Below are 25656 nucleotides of genomic sequence, written 5' to 3'. Positions count from 1 at the left end.
GCCCCCATGTTTTCCGGCGGCTTACCGCGCCTGTTCGCGACCCGTCGCGCCCAATTGCGTCACTGCCCAACGCGCCGCGTCAGCAACAGCAGGGTCCGGGTCATCCACCAACGCCTGCACAGCAGGCAGCAAGTCAATCGTCCCCGAATTGCCGATGGCATAGGCCACATTGCGCACAAACCGATCCCGCCCGATCCGCTTGATGGGCGACCCGGAAAACCGCGCGCGAAAGCCCGCGTCATCCAACGCGGCCAACTCGGCCAAGGGCGGCGCTCCCACAGCCCCCAGATAGCGCATGTCACTGGCGGCCACGGCAAACTTGTTCCACGGACATACCGCCAGACAATCGTCGCACCCGTAAATCCGGTTGCCCAAAGCGGGGCGTAACGCATCGTCCACAGGGCCTTTATGCTCGATGGTCAGATACGAAATGCACCGCCGCGCATCCAGTTGATAGGGCGCCGGAAACGCATCCGTCGGGCACACGTCCAGACAGGCGCGGCACGACCCGCAATGATCGACCTCCGCCTCGTCCGGCTCCAACTCCAAAGTGGTAAAAACCGACCCTAAAAAGGCCCAATTGCCCCACTCGCGGCTCACAAGGTTTGTATGCTTGCCCTGCCACCCCAGGCCCGCCGCCTGCCCCAACGCCTTCTCCGGTACGGGCGCGGTATCGACAAACACCTTCACCTCGCCCCCGGCTTCGGCAATCAACCACCGCGCCAACCGCTTCAGGCGTTTCTTGACGATATCGTGATAATCCCGCCCCTGCGCATAGACGGACACGGCCCCCAACGCGGGCCGCTCCAGCGCCGCAAGCGGATCATGCTCCGGCGCATAGCTCTCGGCCAGCATGATCACCGACCGCGCCTCTGGCCACAGCGCCGCCGGATTGCCGCGCCAATGCATCCGCTCGGCCATCCACCCCATCTGCCCATGCCGCCCGCCCTCGACAAAGGCTTCCAGCCGCCCCGCCACCTCAGGCACAGCATCCGGCAGGCAGACCCGCGCCATCACAAACCCTTCATCAAGGGCACGCCCTATGACCTTCTCTTTCAGGCCCATGTCTTCTTCTGGCCAAAAATACTTCGGGGGTCTGGGGGCTGGCCCCCAGTCCAACGCCTGACTTTAAAAATCCAGATCATTGTAATGCCGCGGCGGTGGAAAACCCGGCACCTGATCGGCAAGGATCGACCGGAACGCAGGGCGCGACTTGATCTTCGCATACCAGTCCTTGACCACCTCAGATCGGTTCCAATCCACATCACTGATATAGTCGAGCGCCGACAAATGCGCAGCAGCGGCAAAATCGGCCAGGGTCATCACGTCCCCCGCCAACCAGCGGCGGTGGTCAAGCAGCCACGTCATGTAATCCAAGTGATACTTGATCGCCTTCGCCCCATCCTTGACGTTGCGGCTGTCCGGAAAGCCTTGGCCCATCATCTTCTTGTTCACCCGCTCATAAAGCAGCTTCGACGTCACCTCATTGTGGAACTTGTCGTCGAACCAGCCCACCAAGCGGCGGACCTCCAGCTTGGCCAAAGGGTCCGAGGGCATGAGCGACGGCTCGGGGCGCGTCTCTTCGATATACTCGCAGATGGCAGCGCTTTCGCTCATCATCACCCCGTCCAGACGGAGCACAGGCACCTTGGCGGCAGGGTTGCGGCGCAGGAAATCCGGGTCGGCCTCCCAATACCGCTCCTCAACCAGCTCCACCTCGATCTTCTTCTCGGCCAGGCTCAGGCGCACCTTGCGGCAGAACGGGGACAGGGGAACGTGGAACAGGCGGGCCATGGACAATCCGGGATCATGAAATGGGTCCAGCATCCATGCACGCCAGACGCGGGATTTTCAACTCTGGAAACAACGGGCGCGGCCATCCGCGCGGATCGTGGCTGCCCCATCCAGAATGCCGGCCGCCCGCTTGCGCACGAAAGTGGACGGGTTGCTGGCCGAACGATCCTTTGGGTTGGGCAGGATCGCGGCCAGGCGGGCGGCCTGTGTACCGGACAAATCCTCGGGGCCCACGCCAAAGTAATGGCGCGCCGCCGCCTCGACGCCAAACACGCCCTCATCAAACTCCGCCACGTTCAGATACACCTCAAGGATACGCCGCTTGGACCACAACGCTTCCATCAGCGGGGTCATGCCCGCCTCCATCACCTTGCGCACCCAGGACCGGCCATGCCACAAAAACACGTTCTTCACGACCTGCTGGCTGATGGTCGACGCGCCGCGTCGGCTGCCCTCATCAATCGCGCGCCGGATGGCCACGACATCCAGACCCCAATGGTTGCAAAAATTCGCGTCCTCGGCGGCCACGGCAGCACGGGCCATGACCGGGGCAATTTCTTCCATCGGCACCCATTCATGATCGACACCGCCCAACCGGCGGCTTTCCTGCATCATGTAGAAGGTGGTCGGCGGATTGACTATAGACCACAGCAGGGTCACCGCCACGGCCAGCAGGAACACCACGCTGACCAGCCGCAGCGACCAGCGAAACAGCCACCGACCCGGACGAAACGACCGCTTCGCCTTGCTCTTTGTTGTCCGCCTGCTGCTCTTTCTTGCCATGCGCCCAGCTATAAATCGCTGCTTGGCGCATGGAAACTACTGCGCGAGCGATTGCGCCAGATAGGTGCCGATACGACGCGCCCCGGACGGCGATGGGTGGATCCCGTCAAAGGCAAAAAGCGACCGATCAGACGGGTCCATCACATCCTCACTGTCGATGAACCGCACACCGTCCATCTGCGCCGCCAACCGGGCAAGGCGCGCGTCATACTCCACCAGATAGGGACGGCACCCGGTGAACTGCCCCGACCGCGCGCTGGCATAGTAGCCCATCCAGATCACCTCGGCCCCCGTCTGCCGCAACCGGGCCAGAAAACCGGGCACCTCACCGCTCAGGTCCGGCCCGATCAACCCGTTCAAAACGCCGTCACAGGCGCTGCACGAACAGTCATTCAGAAAATCATTGGCCCCGCCATTGATCAGGATCACATCCCAATCTCCCGCCCGAAACTGCGCCCGCACGTCAAAGCCAACGGCACGGCCCAGTGCCGAGGCGTTGGAAAACCGCGACGCCGCCACGGCGTCATTCTCGACCTGCGCGCCCAGCAAATCGCCCATGACAGAAGGGATGTCGCGCCCGGTCCATTTGTGCCAGGCCATGATACTATCGCCGATGGCCAGAACGCGCAGCGGTTCCGCCGACACAGACGTCGCAAAACACAAGAAAAGAACGGCCACCCATTTCATGAGCAACAGATATGATCCTTGCGCCCGCAAACCAGTGGTTAAGGCGAATTCACCAATTCATCGGAAAACTATAATCAAAAACAAAACGTTAATCGCTTCGGCGTGTTAACCGATTCTGCTAGCCTCGTTCCGGGTGAGGGCACCGCTCGTACTCGGAGACAGGAGATGATCGAAAGCACAAACGGCGTCCAACCCGGCGCCATCGCCCCGCAATACCGCGTGCTCAACGCAACCGATGCCGCCCTTGTCTGGGTCTTGAAATGGGGCGGCGACGCAGACCACGTGATCGCCAACAAGCTCGGCACCATGCCCAGCAAAGTGGCCGACATTCTGGCCGAAAACACCCATGTGGGCAGCAAGGACCAGGCGACCAAGATGGTCGCCCAGCCCAAGGACTAGCTATTCCGCCGGAATGGCCGTGTCTTCCAGGCTGATGGGATGCGCCAACTTGTCCAGCATCTCCTTCGGACAAACCTGAAGGAAGTTGTGCTGCTCAGTGTCCCAATGCTGCAGGATATCGGCGGCCTTGACGCTGCCGGTTTCCTCCAGATGCCGCTCCAACAGACCTTCCAACTGCGCCTTCCAATGATCCACAGTTACCGGGCAGGTCACCAAGGTTTCCATGTTCATCAACGCCTCGGCCTTGCCGTCGGGATCGTACAGATACGCCATGCCGCCCGTCATGCCCGCGCCAAAGTTGGCGCCGATCTCGCCCAGGATCACGGCCACGCCGCCGGTCATGTATTCGCACCCGTTCGACCCACAGCCTTCGATCACCACTGTTGCGCCCGAATTGCGCACGGCGAACCGCTCGCCGGCCCGACCGGCAGCAAAAAGATAGCCGTCGGTCGCGCCATACAGCACCGTGTTGCCGATGATCGTGTTATCGGCGGCCACGATGGGCGATGACATCGGCGGACGCACCACAACGGTTCCGCCCGACAGGCCCTTGGCCACATAGTCGTTGGCGTCGCCTGACACTTCCAGCTTTAGCCCAGGTGCCGCAAAGGCACCCAACGACTGCCCCGCACTGCCAGTCAGCTTCACGGTCAGGTGGTCAGGCTGCAACGCGTTGCGCATTCCGAACTTGCGCACGATATGGCTTGAGGTCCGCGTGCCCACGGTCCGGTGCGTGTTCTGGATCGCATAAGACAGCTGCATCTTCTCGCCATCCTCCAGGAACCGCGCAGCATCCCGCACGATCTGCGCGTCCAGCGTATCCGGCACCGCATTGCGATCCTTATCCCGGTTGTAAACGATGTCCGCCGCGCCATCCACGGTGATCAGCATCGGGTTCAGGTCCAGATCATCCAGATGGGCCGACCCGCGCGACACCTGCGCCAGCAGGTCCGCTCGGCCAATCACCTCATCCATAGATCTCGCACCGATCTGCGCCAGCAGCTCGCGCACCTCTTGCGCATAGAAGGTGATCAGGTTCACCACCTTGTCCGCGTTCCCGGTGAACTTCGCACGCAGGCTCTCGTCCTGCGTACACACGCCCACGGGGCAGGTGTTCGACTGGCACTGACGCACCATGATACAGCCCATCGCGATCAGGGCGGCAGTGCCGATGCCGTATTCCTCGGCCCCCAGCATCGCCGCCATGACAATGTCACGACCCGTGCGCAAACCGCCATCGGTGCGCAGGGTCACGCGGTCGCGCAGGTTGTTCATGCTCAGAACCTGATGCGCCTCGGTCAACCCCATCTCCCACGGCAGACCCGCGTATTTGATGGACGTCGCAGGCGACGCACCGGTCCCTCCGTTGTGACCCGAAATCAGGATCACGTCCGCCTTCGCCTTGGCCACACCTGCGGCAATCGTACCCACGCCCGAGGACGCCACCAGCTTCACCGTCACCTTGCAGCGCGGGTTGATCTGCTTGAGGTCATAGATCAGCTGCGCCAGATCCTCGATCGAGTAAATATCGTGGTGCGGCGGCGGCGAAATCAGCGTCACACCCTTGGTCGAATGCCGCAGCCGCGCGATCAGGTCCGTGACCTTCATGCCGGGCAACTGCCCCCCCTCACCGGGCTTGGCCCCCTGCGCCACCTTGATCTCCAGCTCTTCGCACTGGTTCAGGTACTCGGCGGTCACACCAAATCTACCGCTCGCGACCTGCTTGATCTTGGCCGACGGGTTGTCGCCATTGGGCTCCGGTTGGAAATGCGCCGGATCCTCGCCGCCCTCACCCGAGTCACTCTTCGCGCCAATCCGGTTCATCGCCACGTTCAGCGTCTTGTGCGCCTCCGGGCTCAGCGCGCCCAAGCTCATGCCCGGCGTCACGAACCGCTTCCGGATCGAGGTGATGCTTTCCACCTCTTCCAGCGGCACCGGCTTGCCCAACGGCTTGATGTCCATCAGGTCGCGCAAGTGAATGGGCGGCTGCGACCGCATCTTGGCCGAATACTGCTTCCACATCTCGAACGACGCGCGATTACAGGCCATCTGCATCATATGCATCGAGGTCGCTTCCCACGCGTGGGTCTCCCCCTTGGCCCGCGCCTTGTAGAAGCCGCCAATGGGCAGCACATTCGTGCCGGTCCACCCTTGCGCATGAACCTCTTCCGCCTTCGACTGAATACCCGTCACACCGATGCCCGAGATGCGGCTGGTCATGCCGGGGAAATACTCCGCCACCATCGCCCGGCTCAGGCCCACGGCCTCAAAGTTCAGGCCACCACGGTACGAGGACACCACGGAAATCCCCATCTTCGCCATGATCTTGAGCAAGCCCTGATCAATCGCGTTCCGATACCGCGCCACCGCTTCGGTCAGCGTCCCGTCCAGCAGGTTGCGATCAATCCGATCCGCCAGGGAATCCTCCGCCAGATAGGCGTTCACAACGGTCGCCCCGCACCCGATCAGCACAGCAAAATAATGCGGATCAATACACTCAGCCGACCGCACGTTCAGCGAACAGAAGGTGCGCAAGCCATTCCGGGTCAGATGCGAATGCACGGCAGAGGTCGCCAGGATCATCGGCATCGCCACCTTGTCGGCATCCGAATGCTGGTCCGTCAGCACGATATGCCCCGCGCCCGAGCGCACGGCATCCTCGGCTTCGGCCCGCACACGGGCCAGCCCCGCGCTCAGCGCGCCGACACCCGGCTCGAACGTGCAGTCAATCTCGACCAGCGCCGAATTGAAGGAACTGACCAGCTTGTCCCACTGCGCATTGCCGACGAACGGACTGTCGAGGGTGATGATCTCGGTCTGCGCACTCGACTCGTCCAGCACGTTCTTGAGGTTCCCGAACCGCGTCTTCAGGCTCATCACCCGATACTCGCGCAAGCTATCAATCGGCGGGTTCGTCACCTGAGAGAAATTCTGACGGAAGAAGTGGCTCAGCGGCCGATATTTCTTCGACAACACAGCCGACGGCGTGTCATCCCCCATCGACGCCAGCGCCTCTTTCGCGTCCTCGGCCATCGGGGCCAGGATGTTCTCCAACTCCTCAATCGAATACCCGGCCGCAATCTGACGGCGGCGCAGGGCCTCACCATCAAACAGCGCTTTCTCGGTCACACCGGACAATTCACCCTCAAGGTCCGTGATCTTGCCAACCCACGCGCCAAATGGCTGCGAGGCGGCCAACTGATCCTTGATATCGGTGTCGTGGTACAGCTTGCCCTCGACCATATCGACGGCCAGCAACTGACCCGGGCCCAAAGCGCCCTTTTCAACCACGTTCGACTCTTCCAGCGGCACCATCCCGGTCTCTGACCCGGCAATGACCATCCCGTCGCGGGTCACGACATAACGCATCGGGCGCAGCCCGTTCCGGTCCAGCCCGGCACAGACCCAACGGCCATCCGTCATGGCAAGGGCAGCGGGACCGTCCCACGGCTCCATCACCGAATTGCAGTAGGAATACATGTCGCGCCACGCCTGCGGCAGCTCAATCGCCTGCTTGGACCACGATTCGGGCACCAGCATCGTCTTGGCCATCGGCGCATTGCGGCCTGCGCGGACCAACACCTCGAACACGGCATCCAGCGCTGCCGAATCCGACGACCCGTTGGCGACGATAGGCTTGATGTCCTCCGCCATATCGCCAAACGCACCGGATGCCATCCGGATCTCGTGCGATTTCATCCAGTTCAGGTTGCCCTTCAGCGTGTTGATCTCGCCATTATGGGCCAGCATCCGGAACGGCTGTGCCAGCCACCACTGCGGGAACGTGTTGGTGGAATAGCGCTGGTGATAGATGGCAAAGGCGCTCTCGAACCGCTCGTCCAGCAGATCGGGATAAAACTCCGCCACCTGCTCGGCCAGCATCATGCCCTTGTAAATGATCGACCGGCAGGACAATGACGCGATATACAACTGCGGCACCTGCGCGGCCGCGGCGGCCTTTTCGATCCGGCGGCGAATGACATACAGCTCACGCTCAAACGTCTCTTCATCCACACCCTTGGAATTTGAAATCAGGATCTGCTCAATCTCGGGCCGGGTCGCGTTCGCCTTTTCACCCAGACAAGCGATGTCCACCGGCACGTGCCGCCACCCATAGATGTAGTAGCCCATGCGCAGCACTTCGGATTCCACGATGGTCCGGCAGGTCTCCTGCGCGCCAAAATCGGTGCGAGGCAGAAACACCTGACCGACGGCCAGCAACTGATCGCGGTTGGGGGTGTGGCCGGTCCGCTCGACCTGATCATAAAAGAACGACACGGGGATCTGCACGTGAATGCCCGCGCCATCGCCGGTCTTGCCATCGGCGTCGACAGCACCGCGGTGCCAGATCGCCTTCAGCGCCTTGATCCCGTTTTCCACGACAGCCCGGCTTTTCGACCCGTCCACGGACACCACAAGGCCCACACCACAGGACGAATGCTCCTCAGCCTCGGAATACAGACCGTTTTCGGCCATGAACGAGCGTTTTGCTTCCTCGCGGCGGACCCAGTCGGCATCATATTTGGTCATTGGTCGGTTCCTTTCGTCGGGCTTGCGTAACGCGCCAGCGTCGGCTCGCATTCATAGAGGGGTGTCGTGGCGAAAAATCCGGGCTCGCCCGGATAGATGAAGTCGATAGGGGACAGATCCCACTCCTCGATCGCGCCATCGCGGTTGATCCGGTACGTCCCGGAGATGAAGTGACGCAGGCGCGGCACGACATATTCTGTACCTGCCATGGTGAAATCACCTTCCTTGGTGCTTTCGCGGCGCATGGAAAACTCGGTCTTCAGCAGCGTCTCACCGTCGATCACAACGTTTTCGGACACGATCCGGTCGTACCCGACGAAACGCTGTACCTCGTCCGGCCCGCGCCGCTGGAAATCATAGGAATCGGTGCCCGTCTCCATCAGCTCGGTCAGGTTCAAGGGATCATCGGCGGGCTGCACCAGCACATAGCGTTTCGTCGGAAACAGGTCATAGCTTTCCAGCCATTGCGTTTCCCGGTCGACCTTGCCCATGTAGCGAGGGCCATGGGCATCAAAGACAATGTTCCACCGCTCACCGGCAGTATCCGCGGCGCAATTGTAAATGTGCATGACTTCGCAACTGCGCTGCTGGATGGTCAGATCACCGACACACCCCGGCGGCGGAGTGAACACCAACGGATCATCCTGCGCCTGCACGGCACTCGCGACCAGCACGGCCAGTATGGTGGCAAGGCGTCTCATATCGTTGCCACATCCGGGTTCAGCGCGATCACCTCGGCGCGGGTCAGCCGCTTTTGGCCGCTGTCTTTCAGGCAGATACCGTCGGGCGCGTGATCGACAAAGATCTCGTGGGTCAATGTGAAACCATTGGGATCATCAAACAGGCCAAGCGGCAGGTCCGTGCCACCAAACCACTCGCCCTCTTTTGTCTGTCGGAAATACAGGGCGGTGCCACATTCCCGGCACCACGCACGTTCCGCCCAGTCGCTGGTTTGACGGGTCGCAATATGCTCGGTTCCTGTCCAGTTCAGATCGTCGGTCTTCACGCTCACCTCGAACAGCGCCGATCCGGTCCAGCGGCGGCACGCCTCGCAATGACAGATGCCAAAGGTGGACGGCACGTTGCGGGCGACAAAACGCACGGCTCCACACAGGCATCCTCCTTCCTTGATCATCTGACGCTCCCTGATCTGTCAGCCTTGCTGACCTATGTGATCTCAATGTGTGACAGGGCGGTGCATACTTTGTGCACAGGTTGTGCACGCGGCGTGTACCGCCAGTTTCGGGTCTATTCAGCGGCCATGACGGTTTCGCCCGCACCGAATTTCTGCAGGATCGCCTCGGCGCAATCGCGACCATCGCGGATGGCCCAGACCACCAGGGACGCGCCGCGCACGATGTCGCCCACGGCATAGACACCCTCGACCGCGGTCTTGCCTGTCGTGAATTCCGCCTTGATCGTGCCCCAGCGGGTCACGTCCAGACCGTCGGTGTTCCACAGGGTCGGCAGGTCCTCCGGCTCAAAGCCCAGAGCCTTGATCACAAGGTCCGCTTCCTCGACATAGTCTGCATTTTCAATGACTTCCGGCGCCTGACGACCCGTCGCATCGGGGGCACCCAGGCGCATCTTCTGAACCATCACGCCCGCGACCTTGTCGCCGTCGGTGGTGAACCCTTTGGGCGCGCTAAGCCATTCAAACACAACGCCTTCTTCCTCGGCATTCTGCACTTCGCGCTGGCTGCCCGGCATGTTGGCCCGGTCCCGGCGATACAGGCACGTCACGCTCGTCGCACCCTGCCGGATCGACGTGCGCACACAGTCCATCGCCGTGTCGCCCCCACCGATCACAACCACCTTCTTGCCCTCGGCATTCAGGCGGCCACTGTCAAAGTCCGCGACGTCATCGCCAAAGCTTTTCCGGTTGGACGCAGTCAGGAAATCAATCGCTTTTTCAATGCCTTGCGCCTCTCCGTTCGGCATCGCCAGGTCGCGGCTCTTGTAGACTCCGGTGGCAATGATGACCGCATCATGGGCGGCCCGGATCTCATCAAACGAGATGTCTTCACCCACATTGCAATCCAGCTTAAACGTCACGCCACCCGCCTCAAGCTGCTGGTTGCGGCGCATGACCACGTCCTTCTCCAGCTTGAAGCCCGGGATGCCATAGGTCATCAGCCCGCCCGCGCGGTCATAGCGGTCGTAGACGGTGACCTGCACACCGGCGCGGCGCAGCACATCCGCCGCTGCCAACCCGCCGGGCCCCGCGCCAATTATTCCAACAGATTCAGCACGTTCCGCCGAAGGTGCGATGGGCATGACCCACCCTTCTTCCCATGCCGTATCGGTAATATACTTCTCAACCGACCCGATGGTGACGGTGCCGTGACCCGACTGTTCGATCACGCAATTGCCTTCGCACAGGCGGTCCTGCGGGCAGATACGGCCACAAATCTCGGGAAACGTGTTGGTCGCCTGGCTTACCTCATACGCCTCGCGCAAGCGCCCCTCGGCCGTCAGCTTCAGCCAATCGGGGATGTTGTTGTGCAGCGGGCAATGCGACTGGCAATAGGGCACGCCACATTGCGAGCAGCGCGATGCCTGCTCCTTGGCCTTGGCATCGGCGTACTCGGCGTAAATCTCGCGGAAATCTTCCCGGCGTATATCTGCGTCACGCTTTTCAGGCATGTCACGTTCGATCTTCACGAACTTAAGCATGGGTTGTTCGGCCAAAGCTGTCCCTCCACAGTCAGTCCGCGCCGTTTATTGCATAGCGATCGGAATTAAAAGTCAGTAGTTATGACATATTTTGTGTTTTATGGCCAATGGAGCGCGGCAAAGTCACACTTTTGCGCGAAATATATATCCGAACCGGACCTATATTCTGGCTTTGCGTTCAGAATCAGAGGCTTGTAACGTCACCATAACATAGGGACGCAGGCGCCATGACTCTTTTTCAACTTCTGATGGTAGCTATCATTCAGGGCGTGACCGAGTTTTTGCCTGTGTCGTCGTCAGGCCACCTTATCTTGTTGCCAACACTGACGGGCACACCAGATCAGGGGTTGGCAATCGACGTGGCCGTGCACGTGGGCACATTGCTGGCTGTCATTCTCTACTTCTGGGCCGATGTCCGGGTCGCTGCGCACGGTCTGACCCGTCTGGCCCGACGCAAGGTCGACACCCAGGGCGCATTTCTAGCGCTTTGCCTTGTGACCGCAACGATTCCCGCGCTGATCGTAGGCGTTGTCATCAAAGTCACCGGGCTGGACGAAGCCATGCGCAGCGCCGCCGTCATCGGCTGGACCATGCTGATCTTCGGCCTCGTGCTCTACTGGGCAGACAAGCGCGGACCGACCGAACGCACGGCAGAGCGCTGGACGATCACGCATGCCGGGATCATGGGGCTGGCCCAGTGCCTCGCGTTGATCCCCGGCACGTCGCGGTCCGGCATCACGATCACCGCCGCCCGCGCCCTTGGATATGAACGAGAGGGGGCTGCAAAACTGTCGATGCTGATGTCGATCCCGGTTATTCTCGCCTCGGGCGCAGTGCTGAGCATAGATGTCATTGCCGAAGCAAACTGGGCTGTCATGCGAGACGCAGTGATCGCCGCAGCCTTTGCATTTTTGGCCGCCCTGGCCGCGCTTGTGCTGATGATGCGCCTACTCAAAACCGTCAGCTTTACTCCCTATGTGGTCTATAGGGTCGCTCTAGGCATTGGCTTGCTCATCTGGGCCTACACTTAGGTGCGCAGGTTCCTGGCGCTTTCCTTGATGGCGTCATACTGACCCGATGGACGGAAGCGCCACAGGTATTCCGGCAGGACGGACGCCATGGCAACCGGCTTGATACCCAGCGCGTCAAAGCCCCTTGCATCGTCGGCAACGACATTGTCCCTGCGCAGGTTGCGCACCTGATCGCGCGTGATCTGCGCCGGGATCAGCCCCAGCGTCAACGCGTTCAGCGTGTCAAACCCAAGCCCCATGATCGACGCCAACCAAAACGGGATGTTGACCACCGCCCGGCGGCGCCGGATCACGTGCAACATGGTTTCCATCAGCGCGCGGAACGTGCTGACATCAGGACCGCCCAATTCATAAACGCCAGGCTCGACCGGTGTGATCAGCGCCGTTTCCGCAGCCTTCGCCACATCATCCACATAGACCGGTTGAAAACGGGTGTCGGCGCCCACAACAGGCAGGACCGGGCCCAGGCGGGACATTGACGCAAAGCGGTTAAAGAACTGGTCTTCGGGCCCAAAGACGATGGATGGACGCAGAATAACCGCACCTGGCATATGCTCCGACACGGCTGCTTCGCCCTCTGCCTTGGTGCGCGCGTAGTCGCTGCCACTGTCGGCATCCGCGCCGATGGCAGAGACATGCACCATCTTCTCGACACCCTGCTCTGCCGCGATGCGCGCAATACGCGCCGCACCGTCAGATTGCACGGAATCAAACGTGTTCTTGCCCTGCTTGGCCAAGATCCCAACGCAGTTCACAACCGCATCGGCGCCCATCATAACCTGCGCCACAGATGCATCGTCACGGATGTTGCACAACACCGGCTCAACCTGCCCCACAACGCCATAGGGTTTGACAAAGATCGCCTCGTTCGGGCGGCGCACCGCGACGCGGACACGCCATCCGGCCTTGGCCATGCGTCGGGCAATATACCGCCCGACAAAACCGGACCCACCATAGATCGTGACCAGCTTGGACATCGCTCGCTCCTCGCGCACAGCTTTGCACGGTGGTCTATCCCCCGCCCGGCCCACAGACAAGACGCCAATTTGGCGCGGGCCCTCTCCTACTTCCCCGTTTCAAAACCCCCTGCCAGAGGCTCCCACGATTTCCGCCGGGTCAGGCCTGAGAATCGGATTGACACCCCTTGTCGCCACGCTTAAACGACGCTCCACCAACCCGTGCCCAGATGGCGGAATTGGTAGACGCGCTAGCTTCAGGTGCTAGTGTCCGTATGGACGTGGAGGTTCGAGTCCTCTTCTGGGCACCAATCCTTCCAATTTTCTCTTATGTTTCAGGCGCTTGAAAATGGAAGCGGAGGTTTTGCCCGCCCGGAGGTTTGAACCCCCGGCACCGCATTGCGCGACCCACTGCGTCACTTGAGCGTGCTGGGCATCTCTGCGGCATTATCGCCAATCGGCGTCACGCCTCCCGGCTGGCAAATAGTGCTGCAAGTGCAAGGTGCGCGGCCTGCAGGTTTGACCTCTGCCCCAATGCGGTCAAATCGCTTAGGATCAGAATATCCCCGCCGCGCAAAAATGGCGCTCCCAACAGCCTGAACCCCGGACAAGCCGCCACGCGTCCTTTGGGGAACTTCGACGGAACACTCTCGGCACCTATAAAAATAGAGGTGGCGGGCCTTTGTTGTCGCGCCGGTCATGCTGTCCGTGACAAGTTACCCAAGCTCCCGACCAACCTTCGAAAATCAACGGCCAGTAAACCCGGCGACCAAGGCGCTTAGCGGGGCCAAACTACATGTCATCTGCGACAGCCAAGGACGCCGCTTGATCGGTTCGTGACCGCCGGACAGGTGAGCGATTACATCAGGTCACGCGCCTTGCTCAGCGGCTTGCCGAACGTGTTTGATCCCACGGTTTGACGGTGTAATCTCTTCTTTGGAATGGAAGAAGGCATCATGGGACAAGTCTGTCATCGGTGCGCCAGGAGTTGCCCAAACAGCCTGTTGTTCTCGTTTATCTGAGCACCAGTCATTCCCATGGCGTAGCTCATGGCCTTAAAATCCCGACCCGGCGTGGCAGCGTTTGTCTCGACTTCACACAGACGGTCATGGATCCGCGATAGTCCCGCTCTTTCTCGCTCATCTGCTCTTCCAGCGTTTCGACGGTTGATAGCGCCACAGTCGTCTCAACAACAACTGTCGCAGCCAACGGAACGATGTGCATCACATTCCCCAGGCTCAGGTTACTCAAATTGCTTTGCGTTTCGGGGCCGCACGCGTACCACTTCAGATAATGCCGGACGAGGGAGGGGAGCCCGTGAAAGCAGCTGTCGTGCGCACATTCAACGAAGATTTGTCGATCGAAACCGTTCCGGATCCCGACTGCCCGGACAACGGTGTCGTGCTAAAGGTTGCGGCCTGCGGCGTGTGCCGGTCCGATTATCACGGCTGGACCGGCGAGCATCCCAAAGTGCAGAACGGGTCGATCTTGGGCCATGAGTATTGCGGCACGGTGGTGGCGGCAGGCCCTATGGCCAAGCATGCTATCGGCGACAAGCTGATCGCGCCCTTCATCCTGTCCTGCGGCGATTGCCCCGCCTGCCATACGGGTGTGTCCAACACTTGCGGAAACCAGATCGTGCCGGGCTTTGGCACGCCGGGCGCCTATGCGGAATATGTTGCCGTTCCATTTGATCACAACTTGGTCCACCTGCCAGACACTATGTCACCCGCGCTGGCCGCAGGGCTCGGCTGCCGCGTGACAACCGCATGGCACGCGCTGACGGATCGGGCGAATGTGCGGGCGGGCGAATGGGTCGCCGTCCATGGAACGGGTGGCATCGGGCTCGCCACTCTGCTCTTGGCCAAGATGCTGGGCGCTCGGGTCGTCGTGGTGGATGTGGTCGAAGAAAAGCTGGCGCATGCCACCGGGCTGGGCGCGGATGCTGCCGTAAATGCGGCGACCACCGATACGGCCGAAGCGATCCGCGACATAACACGCGGCGGCGCCCATGTCTCGGTCGAGGCGCTGGGGATTGCGGCAACCACCAACGCCTCCATCGACTGTCTGCGCACCTTGGGCCGTCACGTGCATGTCGGCATGCCTGCCGGGTCCGGCATGATGGAGATCAACATGCGCGGCATCTACGCCAAACAACTGTCCTTCTTTGGAACGCGCGGGATGCCCACCTGGAAATACCCCACGCTGCTCGAGATGATTGAACGGGGGGATGTGAACCTGAACCCCATGGTCGCCCGCGAGGTGCCGCTGTCCGGCGCAAGCGCCGAACTGCGCGCGATGCACGGACCGACGCCGCCGGGCACGGCTGTCATCACCGATCTGCTGAACTGAGCGTTAATCCAGGTAAAAGCCACGCTTGCGGATGAACGCGCCAAACTCGGCCCGCTCCGGTGCGCTGTACTGGCGGACCTTGTCATCGGACCACCCATAGGGTTCGGTATGCCCAAACCGGTCCACGAACCGCTGTTTGGAGTATGGCTGCGCGGCGGCGCGATCCGTGTCATACGCTTCGACCGCAGCGCGCAGGCCCTCCTCTTCGTAACGGTCGACATGGCACGTGACGCGCAACGGCAACCGCTTGGATATGGTCGGCGGGGCCGCAGGATACCCAAGCGCCAGCCCGGCAAAGGGAAATACGTGATCGGGCAGACCCAACAGGTTCGACACGGCCTCTGCATCGTTGCGCACAGCGCTGATGGGACAACAGCCCAAACCCAGCGCCTCTGCTGCAGTGACAAAGGCCCCCAGCGCAATAGCAGCATCCGCTGTTGCATTGATCAGCGCATCGAGATGATCATTGGCAAAGGGAACGCGGTGCCAGTCATGCAGCAGGCGCTGCCGCCGATTGTTGCCGCAAAACACCAGCAGCATCGGGGCATCTGACACCCAAGCCTGCCCCGCGACAAGCGCAGCCAGTTGCTGGCGTTGATCTGATGACTTCAGCATGACGATGTCACGTTGTTGCAGATCACTTTTGGTCGGCGATGCCATCGCGATGGCGCACAAAGTGTCCAGAACGTCGTCAGGAATGGCCCGATCTTCAAAGGCGCGACAGGATCCGCGCGCCGCCATAGACTGAACAAGTGCAGCGCCATCCGCACAAGATACCGGCACGTCGCTGTAGCGTGCTGCAAATGCCTGGGTCAGATTGGTCTGGCTCATAGGGGACACAATGCCTTTTCGTAAGAAGTTCTGACAGAAACCTTCACGGAAATTCGCATTTCTTAAGCTATCCTGTCCGTTATACTCTGCATGAACTTCGAACCCAGCGGAAGACCAAGCAAGGCATGACGTCGAAAACGCTCACGGTGACAATCGACCGCGGCGCATCCGGGCCGGACAGGTTCGATGTGCCCGCGCATGACAACCAAACCGTGCTCGACGTCGTCTCTTGGGTCCAGCAGAACGCAGACCCAACACTCAGCTATCGCTTTGCCTGCCGCGTCGGGATGTGCGGCAGTTGCGCGATGATGGTCAACGGTGTGCCGCGCTGGACGTGCCGGACACATGTGTCGAAGGTCGTGCAAGACGGCGCGGTCAACATCGGCCCCCTCCGCAACCTGCCGGTGGTCAAGGATCTGGTGGTCGACATGGACCCGTTCTTTGACAAGTGGGTCGGCGCCGAAGGGGTGCACCACGGCGCCCTGACCCGCGACGACCCCATCGCAGCAGTAGACGAAACCAGCGCCGCGCGGGTTGAGGCGAATGCCGGGATCGAGTGCATCAACTGCTCCGTCTGCTACGCCGCTTGCGACACGGTTGCGGGCAATCCGGATTACCTTGGCCCCGCCGCCCTGCAACGCGCGTGGACTCTGCTGAACGACGCCAAAGACGAAGGGCGCTTGGCCATCCTGGACGCGGTATCGGGCACCGGCGGCTGCCACAATTGCCACGCGATGGGATCTTGCACCACGTACTGCCCGAACGATCTGGACCCGATGTCCGCCATCGCCGGGCTGAAACGCGAAACGGCCAGATCGTTTTTCCGAAGGGGTCGCTGATGCTGAGCCTGCGCCTTTACATGCTGCAACGGATCACCGCACTTTTGATGGCGCCGCTTGTGATAGGCCACATCGCCGTGATGATCTACGCCATCCAAGGGGGCCTGAGCGCCGCCGAAATCCTGGGGCGCACCCAAGGGTCAGTGGCCTGGTTCCTGTTCTACGGCCTGTTTGTCGTGGCCGTGTCCATCCATGGCGCAATCGGAGTGCGCGCCGTCGCGCATGAATGGGGCGGACTGAAGGGCGCCGCACTCGACGCGGCCATGTGGGCCATCGGGCTGGGCCTGTTTGCATTGGGAGCACGCGCCGTCTGGGCCGTGACATTCGCATGAGGGCCGCTGGCATCACATCCCGCGCGCACCCCTTGTGGCTGGCCTACATCCTGCACCGGGTGTCGGGCATTGGCCTTGCCCTGTTCCTGCCCTTCCACTTCTGGATCCTGTCGCTCGCACTCACGAACCCCGCGCGGCTCGACGGTTTTCTTGCCTTCACAGACATTGGCGCGGTCAAGCTGGCCGAATTTGGCCTTGTCTTCCTGTTGGCCGTTCACATGTTCGGTGGACTGCGCCTGATGGCAATGGAATGGCTGCCGTGGACGCCCCCGCAAAAGACGCTCGCGGCAGGCGCGACGGCGCTGTCCTTCCTGATTGCAACACTCTTTCTGATGCAGGCGGTATGACATGAGACTGTCGGACATTGAACGCCACGACACAGACATCCTAATCCTCGGCACGGGGGGCGCGGGCCTGTTCGCGGCCCTCCACGCCCAGCAAACCGCGCCCGCAGGCACCAAGATCACCATCGCAGTCAAAGGGTTGATCGGCAAATGCGGCTGCACCCGCATGGTGCAGGGCGGCTACAACGTCGCCCTTGGTGGCGGCGACACGGTCGAACGGCATTTCATGGACACGATCCAAGGGGGCAAGTGGCTACCCAATCAGGACATGGCGTGGCGGTTGTGTGAACAGGCCGTGGTGCGCATCCGCGAGTTGGAGAACGAAGTCGGCTGTTTTTTTGACCGCAACCCGGACGGGTCGCTGCACCAAAAGGCGTTTGCGGGCCAGACCGCCGACCGCACCGTGCACAAGGGCGACCTGACGGGGATCGAGATCATCAACCGGCTTATGGAAAAGGTCCTCGCCAGCGGTGTCGAGAAAATGCAAGAGCACCGCGCTGTCGGTCTGATCCCGACCAAGGATCGCGGCTCTTTGGCCGGTGTCCTAATGATCGACATGCGCACCGGACGCTTCCGTCTGGTGCGGGCCAAGACCGTGCTGATGGCCACCGGCGGTGGCCCGACGATGTACAAGTATCACACGCCCTCGGGTGACAAGACGATGGACGGCCTCGCCATGGCCCTGCGCGCAGGGTTGAAACTCCGCGATATGGAGATGGTACAGTTCCACCCCACGGGCCTTCTGGCCGGGGATCATACACGCATGACCGGAACGGTGCTTGAGGAAGGGTTGCGCGGCGCCGGGGGGCAACTCATCAACCACGCCGGCCAACGCTTCATGTTCGACTACGACGGCAAGGGCGAGCGCGCCACCCGCGACGTCGTCAGCCGCGGTATCTATGCCGAGATGCGCAAGAACAACAATCCGGATCAGGACGGCGTGTTCATCTCCATGTCCCACCTTGGCCCCGACTGGGTGGCCGAGAAGTTCAAGGGCATGGTCAAACGCTGCGCCGACAGCGGCTTCGATCTGGCCGCGGGCAAGGTCGAGGTGGTGCCAACGGCGCACTATTTCATGGGCGGCGTGGTGGTCGATGTGGATACGCGGACAGCGATGGAAGGGCTGTACGTCGCGGGCGAAGACGCGGGCGGCGCGCATGGCTCGAACCGCTTGGGCGGCAACGGGGTGGCCAATTCTACGGTCTATGGTGGCATCGCAGGCGACACGATGGGCCGCGACGTGGGCGCGATGACCCTGCGCGACCCGGATGAAGACGTGCTGGCCGCCGAATTCGAACGCGCCACCTTCCCCCTGACCCGCAAACCCGATCTGATCCTGCCGCTGCGCAAGCAGCTACAGGACCTCATGTGGGAAGAGGTTGGTGTGATGCGAACCAAAGCAGGGATGGCGCGCGGGTTGGGCGGTATCGCGCAGGTGTCAGACGCGCTGATGGATGTGGGCGTTGATGCCACCAACCTCGCCTTCAACCTCACTTGGCATGATTGGCTGAACCTCCGCTCGCTCTGCGACATCTCCGAAGTGATCACCAAAGCCGGGATTGCACGCGAAAATTCACGTGGCGCGCACTACCGCGAAGATTTCCCATTGCCCGGCGCGATGGAAGACAGCGAGTTCACGGTGGCGACGCTTGACGGCGGTAAGGTCAAGGTCACCCGCGAACCCGTTCAATTCACCATCGTCCGCCCCGGCGAAACGATCTTGCCCGAAGGCGAACCCGAAACATTGGTGGCAGCACAATGATCCCCATCTCCCTCATCCAATCTACCGCCGAAGTCCTCATGGACAAGGCGGCCATCGAAATCCCGCAGGACTACCTCGACGGTCTCCAACACGCGGCCAAAACCGAGGATGGCGACCTCTCCTCCTTCGTCCTTAAGGCCATGCTGGAAAACTACGAAGCAGCTAAGGAAGATCGCCGCGCGATGTGCGGCGACACCGGTGTCCCCCGCTGGTTCGTGAAGATGGGCAACGACGCGCGGGTTGAGGGCGGGATGGTCGCGCTTGAAGCCGCCTTGCGCCGCGCCACGGCAAACGCCACCAATGGCGTGCCCCTGCGCCCCAACCGCGTGCACCCGCTCTGGCGCACGGATCACGACAACAATGTGGGCATCGGCGCACCCGAGATCGAATACGGGTTCGAGCCGGAAGGCGAATGGATCGACCTGATCACGGTCCACAAGGGGGGCCTGTTCGGCACCGACTACCGCATGCTCTTCCCCTCGGACGGGATGGAGGGGATCAAGCGGTTCTACCTCGACACGCTGATGGCGTTCGGCAAACGCGGCCTTGCCTGCCAACCCGCGATCATCGGGATCGGGCTGGGCGGGTCAAAAGATATCTGCATGGTCCTGGGCAAACGGGCGTCGATCCTGCGCACCGTCGGCAGCCGCAACTCCGACCCCCGCATTGCTAAGATTGAGGATGAGTTCAAGGAACTGGGCAACTCCATCGGCATGGGCGCAATGGGCTTCGTGGGCAAGAACATGGTAATCGACTGCAACATCGAGGTCGGGTACTGCCACACCGGCGGCATGCCGATGTCGGTTCACGCCTTCTGCCTGTCCTCCCGCCGCGCAGTGGCCCGTATCCATGCCGACGGGCGGGTGGAACACCGTACAGACCCCGACTGGTTCACAGATTACCAGCGCCGCGAAACGGTCGAGTGGGAACCACAGAAAGAGGCCGCAGAATGAGCCCCCGCGAAGTTCGTCTCTCCACCACGCCAACCGACGACGCCATCGCTGATCTGCGCTTGGGCGATGTCGTCTACCTAGATGGCCTTATGTACACCGCCCGCGAGGGCGTCTACATGCGCGCGCTGGAGGACAAGGCGAACATTCCTATGGAGCTGCCCAGCCAGTCGGCGGCCAACTTCCATTGCTCGCCCGCCGCCCGCATCAACCCCGACGGCAGCTTTGAAATGGGGGCGGTGACGGCCACCGCCTCCTTCCGCTTTGCCAAGTGGCTGCCCGAATGGATGGCCAAGACCGGCGCCAAACTGATCGTCGGCAAGGGCGGCATGACGTCCAAGGACTACAAGGAATACTTCGTCCCAAACGGCGCCGTCTACCTCTCCACCGTCGGCTACGGCACCGGCGCGCTGCTCGGGCGGGGCGTGGAAAACGTGGAAGCCGTCCACTGGAACGAAGAGCTGGGTTTGGCTCAGGCCATGTGGGTCATCAAATGCAACAAGATGGGACCGTTCATCGTCGCCTCCGACATGAATGGCGACTGCCTGTTCGAACGCGAAAACGCCAAGATCGCAGAGAATGTGGCGCGGGTGTATGAAGGCACCAAACCCGCCGTCCTCAAACGATACGGCGAAAGTGACGATCGCACGGATGAAGTGATCTGAAGCGTCCATGCCTGACCTGTCCATGATCGCGTTCGCCAGCGCCGTCCTGCTGCTGGCCGGGGCGGTGAAGGGCTTTATCGGGCTCGGGATGCCCACCGTGGCGCTGGCACTGCTGACCCTCCAGCTGGATGCGCGGTCTGCCGTCACACTGATCGTGATCCCAATGCTGCTCAGCAATGTCTGGCAGTTCTGGCGCGGGCCGGACATGGCGGGATGCATCAAACAGCATTGGCGCTATGCGGTGATTTTGGGCCTTTGCGTGGCGGCGACCGTCTGGGTCAGCCAATCTGCGCCGGACCGATTTCTGCGCGTCGTTCTGGGTGTTTTCGTTTTGGCGTTCTGCTTTTTCAGCTGGCGCAACATCGTGCCCGCGATCCCTGACCACCGTGTGCGCCTGTTCGAAGGGATGAGCGCCGTCATCGCCGGGTTGGTCGGCGGATTGACCGCCGCTTGGGCCCCGCCCTTGGCCATGTATCTGACAGGCCTCCGGCTGGAACGCGATGCCTTCGTGCAGGCGCTGGGGTTCCTGATCGCGGCAGGCAGCGTGTCGATATTTGTCATGTTCATCGCCGTCGGACACAGTGCGCCCCCCGATCTGGCGGTCTCGGCGGTTTTGCTGATCCCGGCGCTCATTGGGTTTTCTGTGGGCGAACGCCTGAGACACCGGACAGACCCCGAACGGTTCAAAACGTATTTCCTTGGCGCGTTTTCGGTGCTGGGGGCAAACCTGGTGTTGGGCGCGCTCTTGAGGTGATGCGCGGCTATGCCGCTTCGCTCAAGAGGATGCCCACGCCCATCGCAAGCGTCAGAAGGATCAGCAGACGGCGGAATCCAGTGTCGCTGAGGCGACGAAAGACCGCGATACCCACCTGCGCCGCGAGCAGGCCGCAAGGAATGGTCACGGCCAATGCCTTCAGCGCGGTCTGATCATAGGCACCGCGCAAAAACAGCAAGGTTACCGTTGTCGTCAGCATCGTCATGTTGAAGGGCTGCAGCACCGCGCGCGTCTCGGATTTGGTCCACGGACGAATGGACAGCCACATGGACGGCAACGCCCCCGACACACCAGCCGCACCGCCGAACACGCCCCCCAGAAAACCGACGGCCCCGTCGATCACAGGCGTGCGCCGCGAAAAAGAGGGCAGAGCCGCACGAAAGCCGAAATACCCGCCATACACGATCAGGAACACGGCAATCCCGACGCGCAGCGTGCCACTGTCGACAACATCCAGCAGGATCAGCCCCAATGGGACACCGTACAGCCCCGGCAGAATGAACCGCAACAGCCGATCACGGCGGGCAAAGATCGACGCGCGCACGATCCACATGCCCTGAAGTCCGACCAGTACGGACATGAAGGCCACAATCGCCACGGATGTCGTGGGCGGCAGGACCACCAGATAAAACCCCAACGCAAACAGCGCCGTACCGGTGCCGGACAAACCGTTGATGAACCCACCGGCAGCGGCGCCCATGATCAGCAACAGGATCACCTCGTACGTCATGCAGGCGTCGCTCTGCCATCCGCCTGCGCGCGGGCGATAACGGTTTCAAAGGACCGGAACAGCTCGTCCACCGCGCGCGTCTTGATCTGATCTTCGGGATAGGCAAGGCCCAGCACCCGCGTGGGCCCATCCGGCCCTAGGGCCAACTGCTTGACTGGCGCGCTTTCCAGAGGCTTCACGGTCAGGTCCGGCACGATGGACACCCCCAGATTGGCATACACCATGCTTGCAATAGCCTCCGGGCTATCCAGCTCCATCGTCTCGGACACGCGAATGCGCCTCGACTGGATCCAGTTGTCGATCAGCGTGCCCAGCACCGCATTGCGGTTGAACCGGATATAGGGACGCGTCCGCAACAGCGTCAGCGGATCATCCTCGGGCTCCTCACACGCTGCGATCAAATGCATGGGCTCTTCCGCCAGCGGACGAAAGACAATGCCGGTGGGCATCAGATGCGGCTTGGTGATCAGGGCAGCATCCAGATTGCCCCGCTCGATCTCCGCCAGGGACGCGCCGGTCAGCGCCGGACGAATGTGCAACCCTACGGCGGGGAACCGCCCCTTGAAAATGGCAACCGCCTGTGGCGTCAGCCCCGTCAGCGTTGTGCCCAGGGCACCTAGCTTCAGCACACCGCTCAACCCGCCATCGGCCAGCACCGAAGGCACCAGATTATCGTAATCGGCCAAAAGGAGGCGCGCCCTCGCGACGACCTCGTGCGCGACGGGCGTCAATTCGGGGGTGCGGGTGGTCCGATTGAACAGGGTCAGACCCAGATCTGCCTCAAGGCTCTGCATCTGCTGGCTCACGGCGGCGTGGCTGACATGTACGGCCTCGGCGGCAGCGGTAAAGGTCTTGTGGTCCGCCACGGCAACAAGCGTGCGCAAAAGGCGTATCGTCATGTCCTCACGCCCCTTCCGAAAGCCAGTCTTTCAAAACAAACGAGCAAAGGCACAAAAACGCAAGCTGAACTTGCGCTCAACCAATCAAATACCACGTCGCGACGCCATTTGGTGTAAGATGACACGACGGTCGTGGCTCCATTTTGCTCTACGCATTTCGAGAAACCACATATCGCGATCCATTCATGACACGAAATTGCAGTTCATCGACAGTTAGACCTTTGCTTTTGCAGGTGATCTGGGTCCGGACTATGCACACCAAACCAAAGGAGAATGTGCCCGGGCGGGACGCGTCTTGCTTTTGGCATGCTGTGGGCTTGAGCCGTTATCGCGTGTCGCGGACGCCAAGGCTTTCTTTGATCACGGGATGTCATGTTATAAGTGTTACTCTGCATAAGCGATTGATGTTTCATGGGGCGCATATCGCTCTTTCCAACCGGCACTTAACCATTTGCGCAAACCAATGCACAATTGATTGGTGTCGGTGATAAATATCTTACCATTGAGCCGGCGGACTTCGTGGGTTTTTGCTCCAACCTCCGTCAAACCGGCTTTCGCTGTTTCGCGTTGCGTTGTTCCGCTTCCGTCTACGGATTGATTTAACAAAAGGTCGAAAAATACTTTGAGGGTCGCGCCGCGTGCAGTCGCTTTACCTCGGTTGTCGAGCGTAAAGATACGAGAAGCATTGCTGAGCGCGTCGATATTTAACCCAGTTCGGCGGACGGTTCGCGCGGTTCGCCGCTTTGGACAAGACTTACGACCATGTTTCAGCAGCAACGGGCAGCGCGTTCACTTTAGCGGATGCTGCGCAACGCACGAATGTCGGCTTGCGAGTTTTCTAGCTAGGTTCACGTATGTTCGACGTATTTGTCAGCTGCGAGAAATTTAGTATACCCCCCTATATTATATTTCAAGGATGAGAATGAGCCATCTCAGTCGTGACAATTCAAAGCTGATTTCCCGCTTGCGGCGGATCAAAGGGCAGGTTGAGGGTGTTGAACGCGCTTTGGAAGCGGATGCCGACTGCGCGGAAGTGTTGCGGCAGATCGCATCCATTCGTGGAGCCATGACAGGGCTGACGAACGAAGTCTTCGAAGAGCACCTCCGCAGCCATGTTGTTGACGCCGCCGACGATACCGCTCGCGAACAGGGCGCAGAAGAGATGATCCAGATTTTGAAATCTTACCTCAAATGACGGGAGAGACTGTCGAGAAGGACCAAGCAATGAACCAGAAAACGGCAGATGCGTTCGAACATGACCATGTCTTCTTGGGTGCGAACCAAGAGCGAAACGAGCGCCGCGTTTGGCTTGTGATTGCATTGACCGCCACCATGATGGTTGTGGAAATCACAGCGGGTCATTGGTTCGGCTCCATGGCGTTGATCGCTGACGGCTGGCACATGTCCACGCATGCCGCTGCCATGTTAATTGCGGTGCTCGCCTATCGGTATGCGCGCAAGAACGCCGACAATCGGGCGTTCACATTCGGCACCGGCAAGGTCGGTGATCTGGCTGGCTTTGCGAGTGCGGTGATCTTGGCGCTCATCGCGCTTCTGATCGGCTGGGAGAGCTTTCAAAGGCTCGTGGAGCCTGTGCCAATCAGTTTCAATCAAGCCATTTTGGTTGCGGTGATTGGGTTGTTTGTGAACTTGCTAAGTGCGTTGCTGCTGCGTGACGACCATCACCACCACCATCATCACGGTCACAGCCATGAACATCATCACCACGATCACGACCATCACCATGAGCAGGACAACAACCTTCGAGCGGCCTACCTGCACGTCTTGGCCGATGCACTGACATCGGTTCTGGCCATCGTCGCCCTTCTTCTGGGTCGTGCCTACGGTTGGTTCTGGGCTGACCCGGTGATGGGGATTGTCGGCGCGATTGTGATTTCGCGTTGGTCATGGGGACTTATCAAAGACTCCGGCGGTGTCCTGCTGGATCGCGTTCCCGAAGGTGGGCATATCGAAACAAAAGTACGTAAAGCAATCGAGACCGGCCCCGACAAGATCACAGATTTGCATATATGGCAGGTTGGTCCCGGCCATTACTCGGTTATCGCCTCGATTGCCTCAGATACCCCCAAGACAGTCGCTGAATACAAGGGAATGATCAGCCACATCGATCAGGTGTCGCATACCACCGTGGAAGTGCATCAGGTTGGCCGGGCCGCATGATCACGGCTTAGCTGGGCTGGGCGGTCCCATCTCCTGTCTTGGGCGCGGCCCCGATCATTGTAAGCTCAATCGTTCTCAGGACTACACCAACGTCAATCGTCGCCGGTTTTTCGTAGGCTTGGGATCATCGGTGTGAGCGC

The 25656-nt window shown here is 61.0% G+C and carries 26 protein-coding genes, 1 tRNA gene and 1 pseudogene; 14 read left to right on the top strand and 14 right to left on the bottom strand.

All coding sequences use genetic code 11. The annotated features are described in order from the left end of the window. Positions 1–21: 21 nt before the first annotated feature. The 4 genes from queG to BWR18_RS17285 form a co-directional block, all read right to left on the bottom strand. Entirely contained in the window at positions 22–1065 is a 1044-nt protein-coding gene (queG, locus tag BWR18_RS17300) for a tRNA epoxyqueuosine(34) reductase QueG (RefSeq protein ID WP_076629670.1), read from the bottom strand. Between the two features lie 63 nt (positions 1066–1128). Continuing rightward, the gene (fzlA, locus tag BWR18_RS17295) at positions 1129–1794 is read right to left on the bottom strand and encodes an FtsZ-binding protein FzlA (RefSeq protein WP_076630394.1); all 666 of its coding nucleotides are present in this window, start codon (positions 1792–1794) and stop codon (positions 1129–1131) included. Between the two features lie 57 nt (positions 1795–1851). Further along, positions 1852–2577 carry a monofunctional biosynthetic peptidoglycan transglycosylase gene (gene mtgA / locus BWR18_RS17290; RefSeq protein ID WP_076629669.1) on the bottom strand — a complete coding sequence of 242 codons (726 nt, stop codon included), beginning with the start codon at positions 2575–2577 and terminating at the stop codon, positions 1852–1854. Positions 2578–2613: 36 nt separating this feature from the next. Continuing rightward, a complete protein-coding gene (locus BWR18_RS17285) occupies positions 2614–3222 on the bottom strand; it encodes an SGNH/GDSL hydrolase family protein (protein WP_172839400.1) in 609 nt (202 codons plus the stop codon). A gap of 207 nt (positions 3223–3429) precedes the next feature. Here BWR18_RS17285 and BWR18_RS17280 point away from each other — a divergent pair, with 207 nt between their 5' ends. Further along, the gene (locus tag BWR18_RS17280) at positions 3430–3663 is read left to right on the top strand and encodes a hypothetical protein (RefSeq protein ID WP_076629667.1); all 234 of its coding nucleotides are present in this window, start codon (positions 3430–3432) and stop codon (positions 3661–3663) included. On the opposite strand, the gene gltB is transcribed toward BWR18_RS17280, so the two are convergent. From gltB to BWR18_RS17260, 4 genes are all read right to left on the bottom strand, one after another. Beyond that, entirely contained in the window at positions 3664–8193 is a 4530-nt protein-coding gene (gltB, locus tag BWR18_RS17275; protein WP_076629666.1) for a glutamate synthase large subunit, read from the bottom strand. Further along, entirely contained in the window at positions 8190–8894 is a 705-nt protein-coding gene (locus tag BWR18_RS17270) for a hypothetical protein (protein ID WP_076629665.1), read from the bottom strand. Before BWR18_RS17270 ends, gltB begins: the two co-directional genes overlap by 4 nt. Continuing rightward, entirely contained in the window at positions 8891–9328 is a 438-nt protein-coding gene (locus BWR18_RS17265) for a GFA family protein (protein WP_083957747.1), read from the bottom strand. Before BWR18_RS17265 ends, BWR18_RS17270 begins: the two co-directional genes overlap by 4 nt. Before the next feature lie 113 nt (positions 9329–9441). Next, positions 9442–10884, bottom strand: a complete 1443-nt coding sequence (locus BWR18_RS17260) for an NAD(P)-dependent oxidoreductase (protein WP_076629664.1) — start codon at positions 10882–10884, stop codon at positions 9442–9444. A 212-nt stretch (positions 10885–11096) separates the two neighbouring features. Here BWR18_RS17260 and BWR18_RS17255 point away from each other — a divergent pair, with 212 nt between their 5' ends. Further along, entirely contained in the window at positions 11097–11900 is an 804-nt protein-coding gene (locus tag BWR18_RS17255; RefSeq protein ID WP_076629663.1) for an undecaprenyl-diphosphate phosphatase, read from the top strand. On the opposite strand, the gene BWR18_RS17250 is transcribed toward BWR18_RS17255, so the two are convergent. Next, entirely contained in the window at positions 11897–12877 is a 981-nt protein-coding gene (locus BWR18_RS17250) for a complex I NDUFA9 subunit family protein (RefSeq protein WP_076629662.1), read from the bottom strand. The two genes, BWR18_RS17255 and BWR18_RS17250, sit on opposite strands and share 4 nt — an antisense overlap. Positions 12878–13080: 203 nt before the next feature. Here BWR18_RS17250 and BWR18_RS17245 point away from each other — a divergent pair. Both BWR18_RS17245 and BWR18_RS21780 read left to right on the top strand, forming a co-directional pair. Then, positions 13081–13167: transfer RNA gene (locus BWR18_RS17245), tRNA-Leu, on the top strand. A gap of 475 nt (positions 13168–13642) precedes the next feature. Further along, positions 13643–13758: pseudogene (locus BWR18_RS21780) on the top strand (IS5/IS1182 family transposase); the annotation flags it as partial. 145 nt (positions 13759–13903) lie between these two features. On the opposite strand, the gene BWR18_RS21775 reads toward BWR18_RS21780, so the two are convergent. Further along, on the bottom strand, positions 13904–14080 hold the full coding sequence (locus tag BWR18_RS21775) for a hypothetical protein (protein ID WP_157598818.1): 177 nt from the start codon (positions 14078–14080) through the stop codon (positions 13904–13906). Between the two features lie 93 nt (positions 14081–14173). On the opposite strand from BWR18_RS21775, the gene BWR18_RS17235 reads away from it, so the two are divergent. Then, the gene (locus BWR18_RS17235; protein WP_076630392.1) at positions 14174–15208 is read left to right on the top strand and encodes a zinc-binding dehydrogenase; all 1035 of its coding nucleotides are present in this window, start codon (positions 14174–14176) and stop codon (positions 15206–15208) included. A gap of 3 nt (positions 15209–15211) precedes the next feature. Here the strand turns inward: BWR18_RS17235 and BWR18_RS17230 are convergent, their stop codons facing one another. Further along, entirely contained in the window at positions 15212–16039 is an 828-nt protein-coding gene (locus BWR18_RS17230; protein ID WP_076629661.1) for a nitroreductase family protein, read from the bottom strand. A gap of 125 nt (positions 16040–16164) precedes the next feature. Here BWR18_RS17230 and BWR18_RS17225 point away from each other — a divergent pair, with 125 nt between their 5' ends. From BWR18_RS17225 to BWR18_RS17195, 7 genes are read left to right on the top strand one after another with little or no spacing between them, the layout of a single operon-like run. Continuing rightward, positions 16165–16878, top strand: coding sequence for a succinate dehydrogenase/fumarate reductase iron-sulfur subunit (locus BWR18_RS17225; protein ID WP_076629660.1), 714 nt, complete (start codon positions 16165–16167; stop codon positions 16876–16878). Then, entirely contained in the window at positions 16878–17210 is a 333-nt protein-coding gene (locus BWR18_RS17220; RefSeq protein ID WP_076629659.1) for a succinate dehydrogenase, read from the top strand. The genes BWR18_RS17225 and BWR18_RS17220 overlap by 1 nt, the downstream gene beginning before the upstream one ends. Next, positions 17207–17557, top strand: a complete 351-nt coding sequence (sdhC, locus tag BWR18_RS17215; protein ID WP_076629658.1) for a succinate dehydrogenase, cytochrome b556 subunit — start codon at positions 17207–17209, stop codon at positions 17555–17557. The genes BWR18_RS17220 and sdhC overlap by 4 nt, the downstream gene beginning before the upstream one ends. A gap of 1 nt (position 17558) precedes the next feature. Beyond that, complete coding sequence (locus BWR18_RS17210) at positions 17559–19316, top strand: L-aspartate oxidase (protein WP_157598816.1); 1758 nt, start codon at positions 17559–17561, stop codon at positions 19314–19316. Further along, positions 19313–20269 (top strand): fumarate hydratase, encoded by a 957-nt coding sequence (locus BWR18_RS17205; RefSeq protein WP_076629657.1) that lies wholly within the window; start codon positions 19313–19315, stop codon positions 20267–20269. The genes BWR18_RS17210 and BWR18_RS17205 overlap by 4 nt, the downstream gene beginning before the upstream one ends. Next, entirely contained in the window at positions 20266–20931 is a 666-nt protein-coding gene (locus BWR18_RS17200) for a fumarate hydratase C-terminal domain-containing protein (protein WP_076629656.1), read from the top strand. Before BWR18_RS17205 ends, BWR18_RS17200 begins: the two co-directional genes overlap by 4 nt. Positions 20932–20938: 7 nt before the next feature. Next, positions 20939–21685 carry a sulfite exporter TauE/SafE family protein gene (locus BWR18_RS17195; RefSeq protein WP_076629655.1) on the top strand — a complete coding sequence of 249 codons (747 nt, stop codon included), beginning with the start codon at positions 20939–20941 and terminating at the stop codon, positions 21683–21685. A gap of 7 nt (positions 21686–21692) precedes the next feature. Here the strand turns inward: BWR18_RS17195 and BWR18_RS17190 are convergent, their stop codons facing one another. From BWR18_RS17190 to BWR18_RS21770, 3 genes are all read right to left on the bottom strand, one after another. Next, positions 21693–22436, bottom strand: a complete 744-nt coding sequence (locus BWR18_RS17190) for a sulfite exporter TauE/SafE family protein (protein ID WP_076629654.1) — start codon at positions 22434–22436, stop codon at positions 21693–21695. Continuing rightward, positions 22433–23335 (bottom strand): LysR family transcriptional regulator, encoded by a 903-nt coding sequence (locus tag BWR18_RS17185; protein ID WP_076629653.1) that lies wholly within the window; start codon positions 23333–23335, stop codon positions 22433–22435. Before BWR18_RS17185 ends, BWR18_RS17190 begins: the two co-directional genes overlap by 4 nt. Before the next feature lie 384 nt (positions 23336–23719). Further along, positions 23720–24112, bottom strand: a complete 393-nt coding sequence (locus BWR18_RS21770) for a hypothetical protein (RefSeq protein ID WP_157598814.1) — start codon at positions 24110–24112, stop codon at positions 23720–23722. Positions 24113–24257: 145 nt separating this feature from the next. Between BWR18_RS21770 and BWR18_RS17175 the strand changes: the two genes are divergently transcribed. Both BWR18_RS17175 and dmeF read left to right on the top strand, forming a co-directional pair. After that, positions 24258–24530, top strand: a complete 273-nt coding sequence (locus BWR18_RS17175; RefSeq protein ID WP_076629651.1) for a metal/formaldehyde-sensitive transcriptional repressor — start codon at positions 24258–24260, stop codon at positions 24528–24530. A 29-nt stretch (positions 24531–24559) separates the two neighbouring features. Beyond that, positions 24560–25516, top strand: a complete 957-nt coding sequence (gene dmeF / locus BWR18_RS17170) for a CDF family Co(II)/Ni(II) efflux transporter DmeF (RefSeq protein WP_076630390.1) — start codon at positions 24560–24562, stop codon at positions 25514–25516. Positions 25517–25656 lie beyond the last annotated feature (140 nt).

Source organism: Tateyamaria omphalii (assembly GCF_001969365.1).
Lineage (GTDB): Bacteria > Pseudomonadota > Alphaproteobacteria > Rhodobacterales > Rhodobacteraceae > Tateyamaria > Tateyamaria omphalii_A.
The sequence above is the reverse complement of the archived record's forward strand: the minus strand, read 5'-3'. Positions and strand labels throughout refer to the sequence as shown.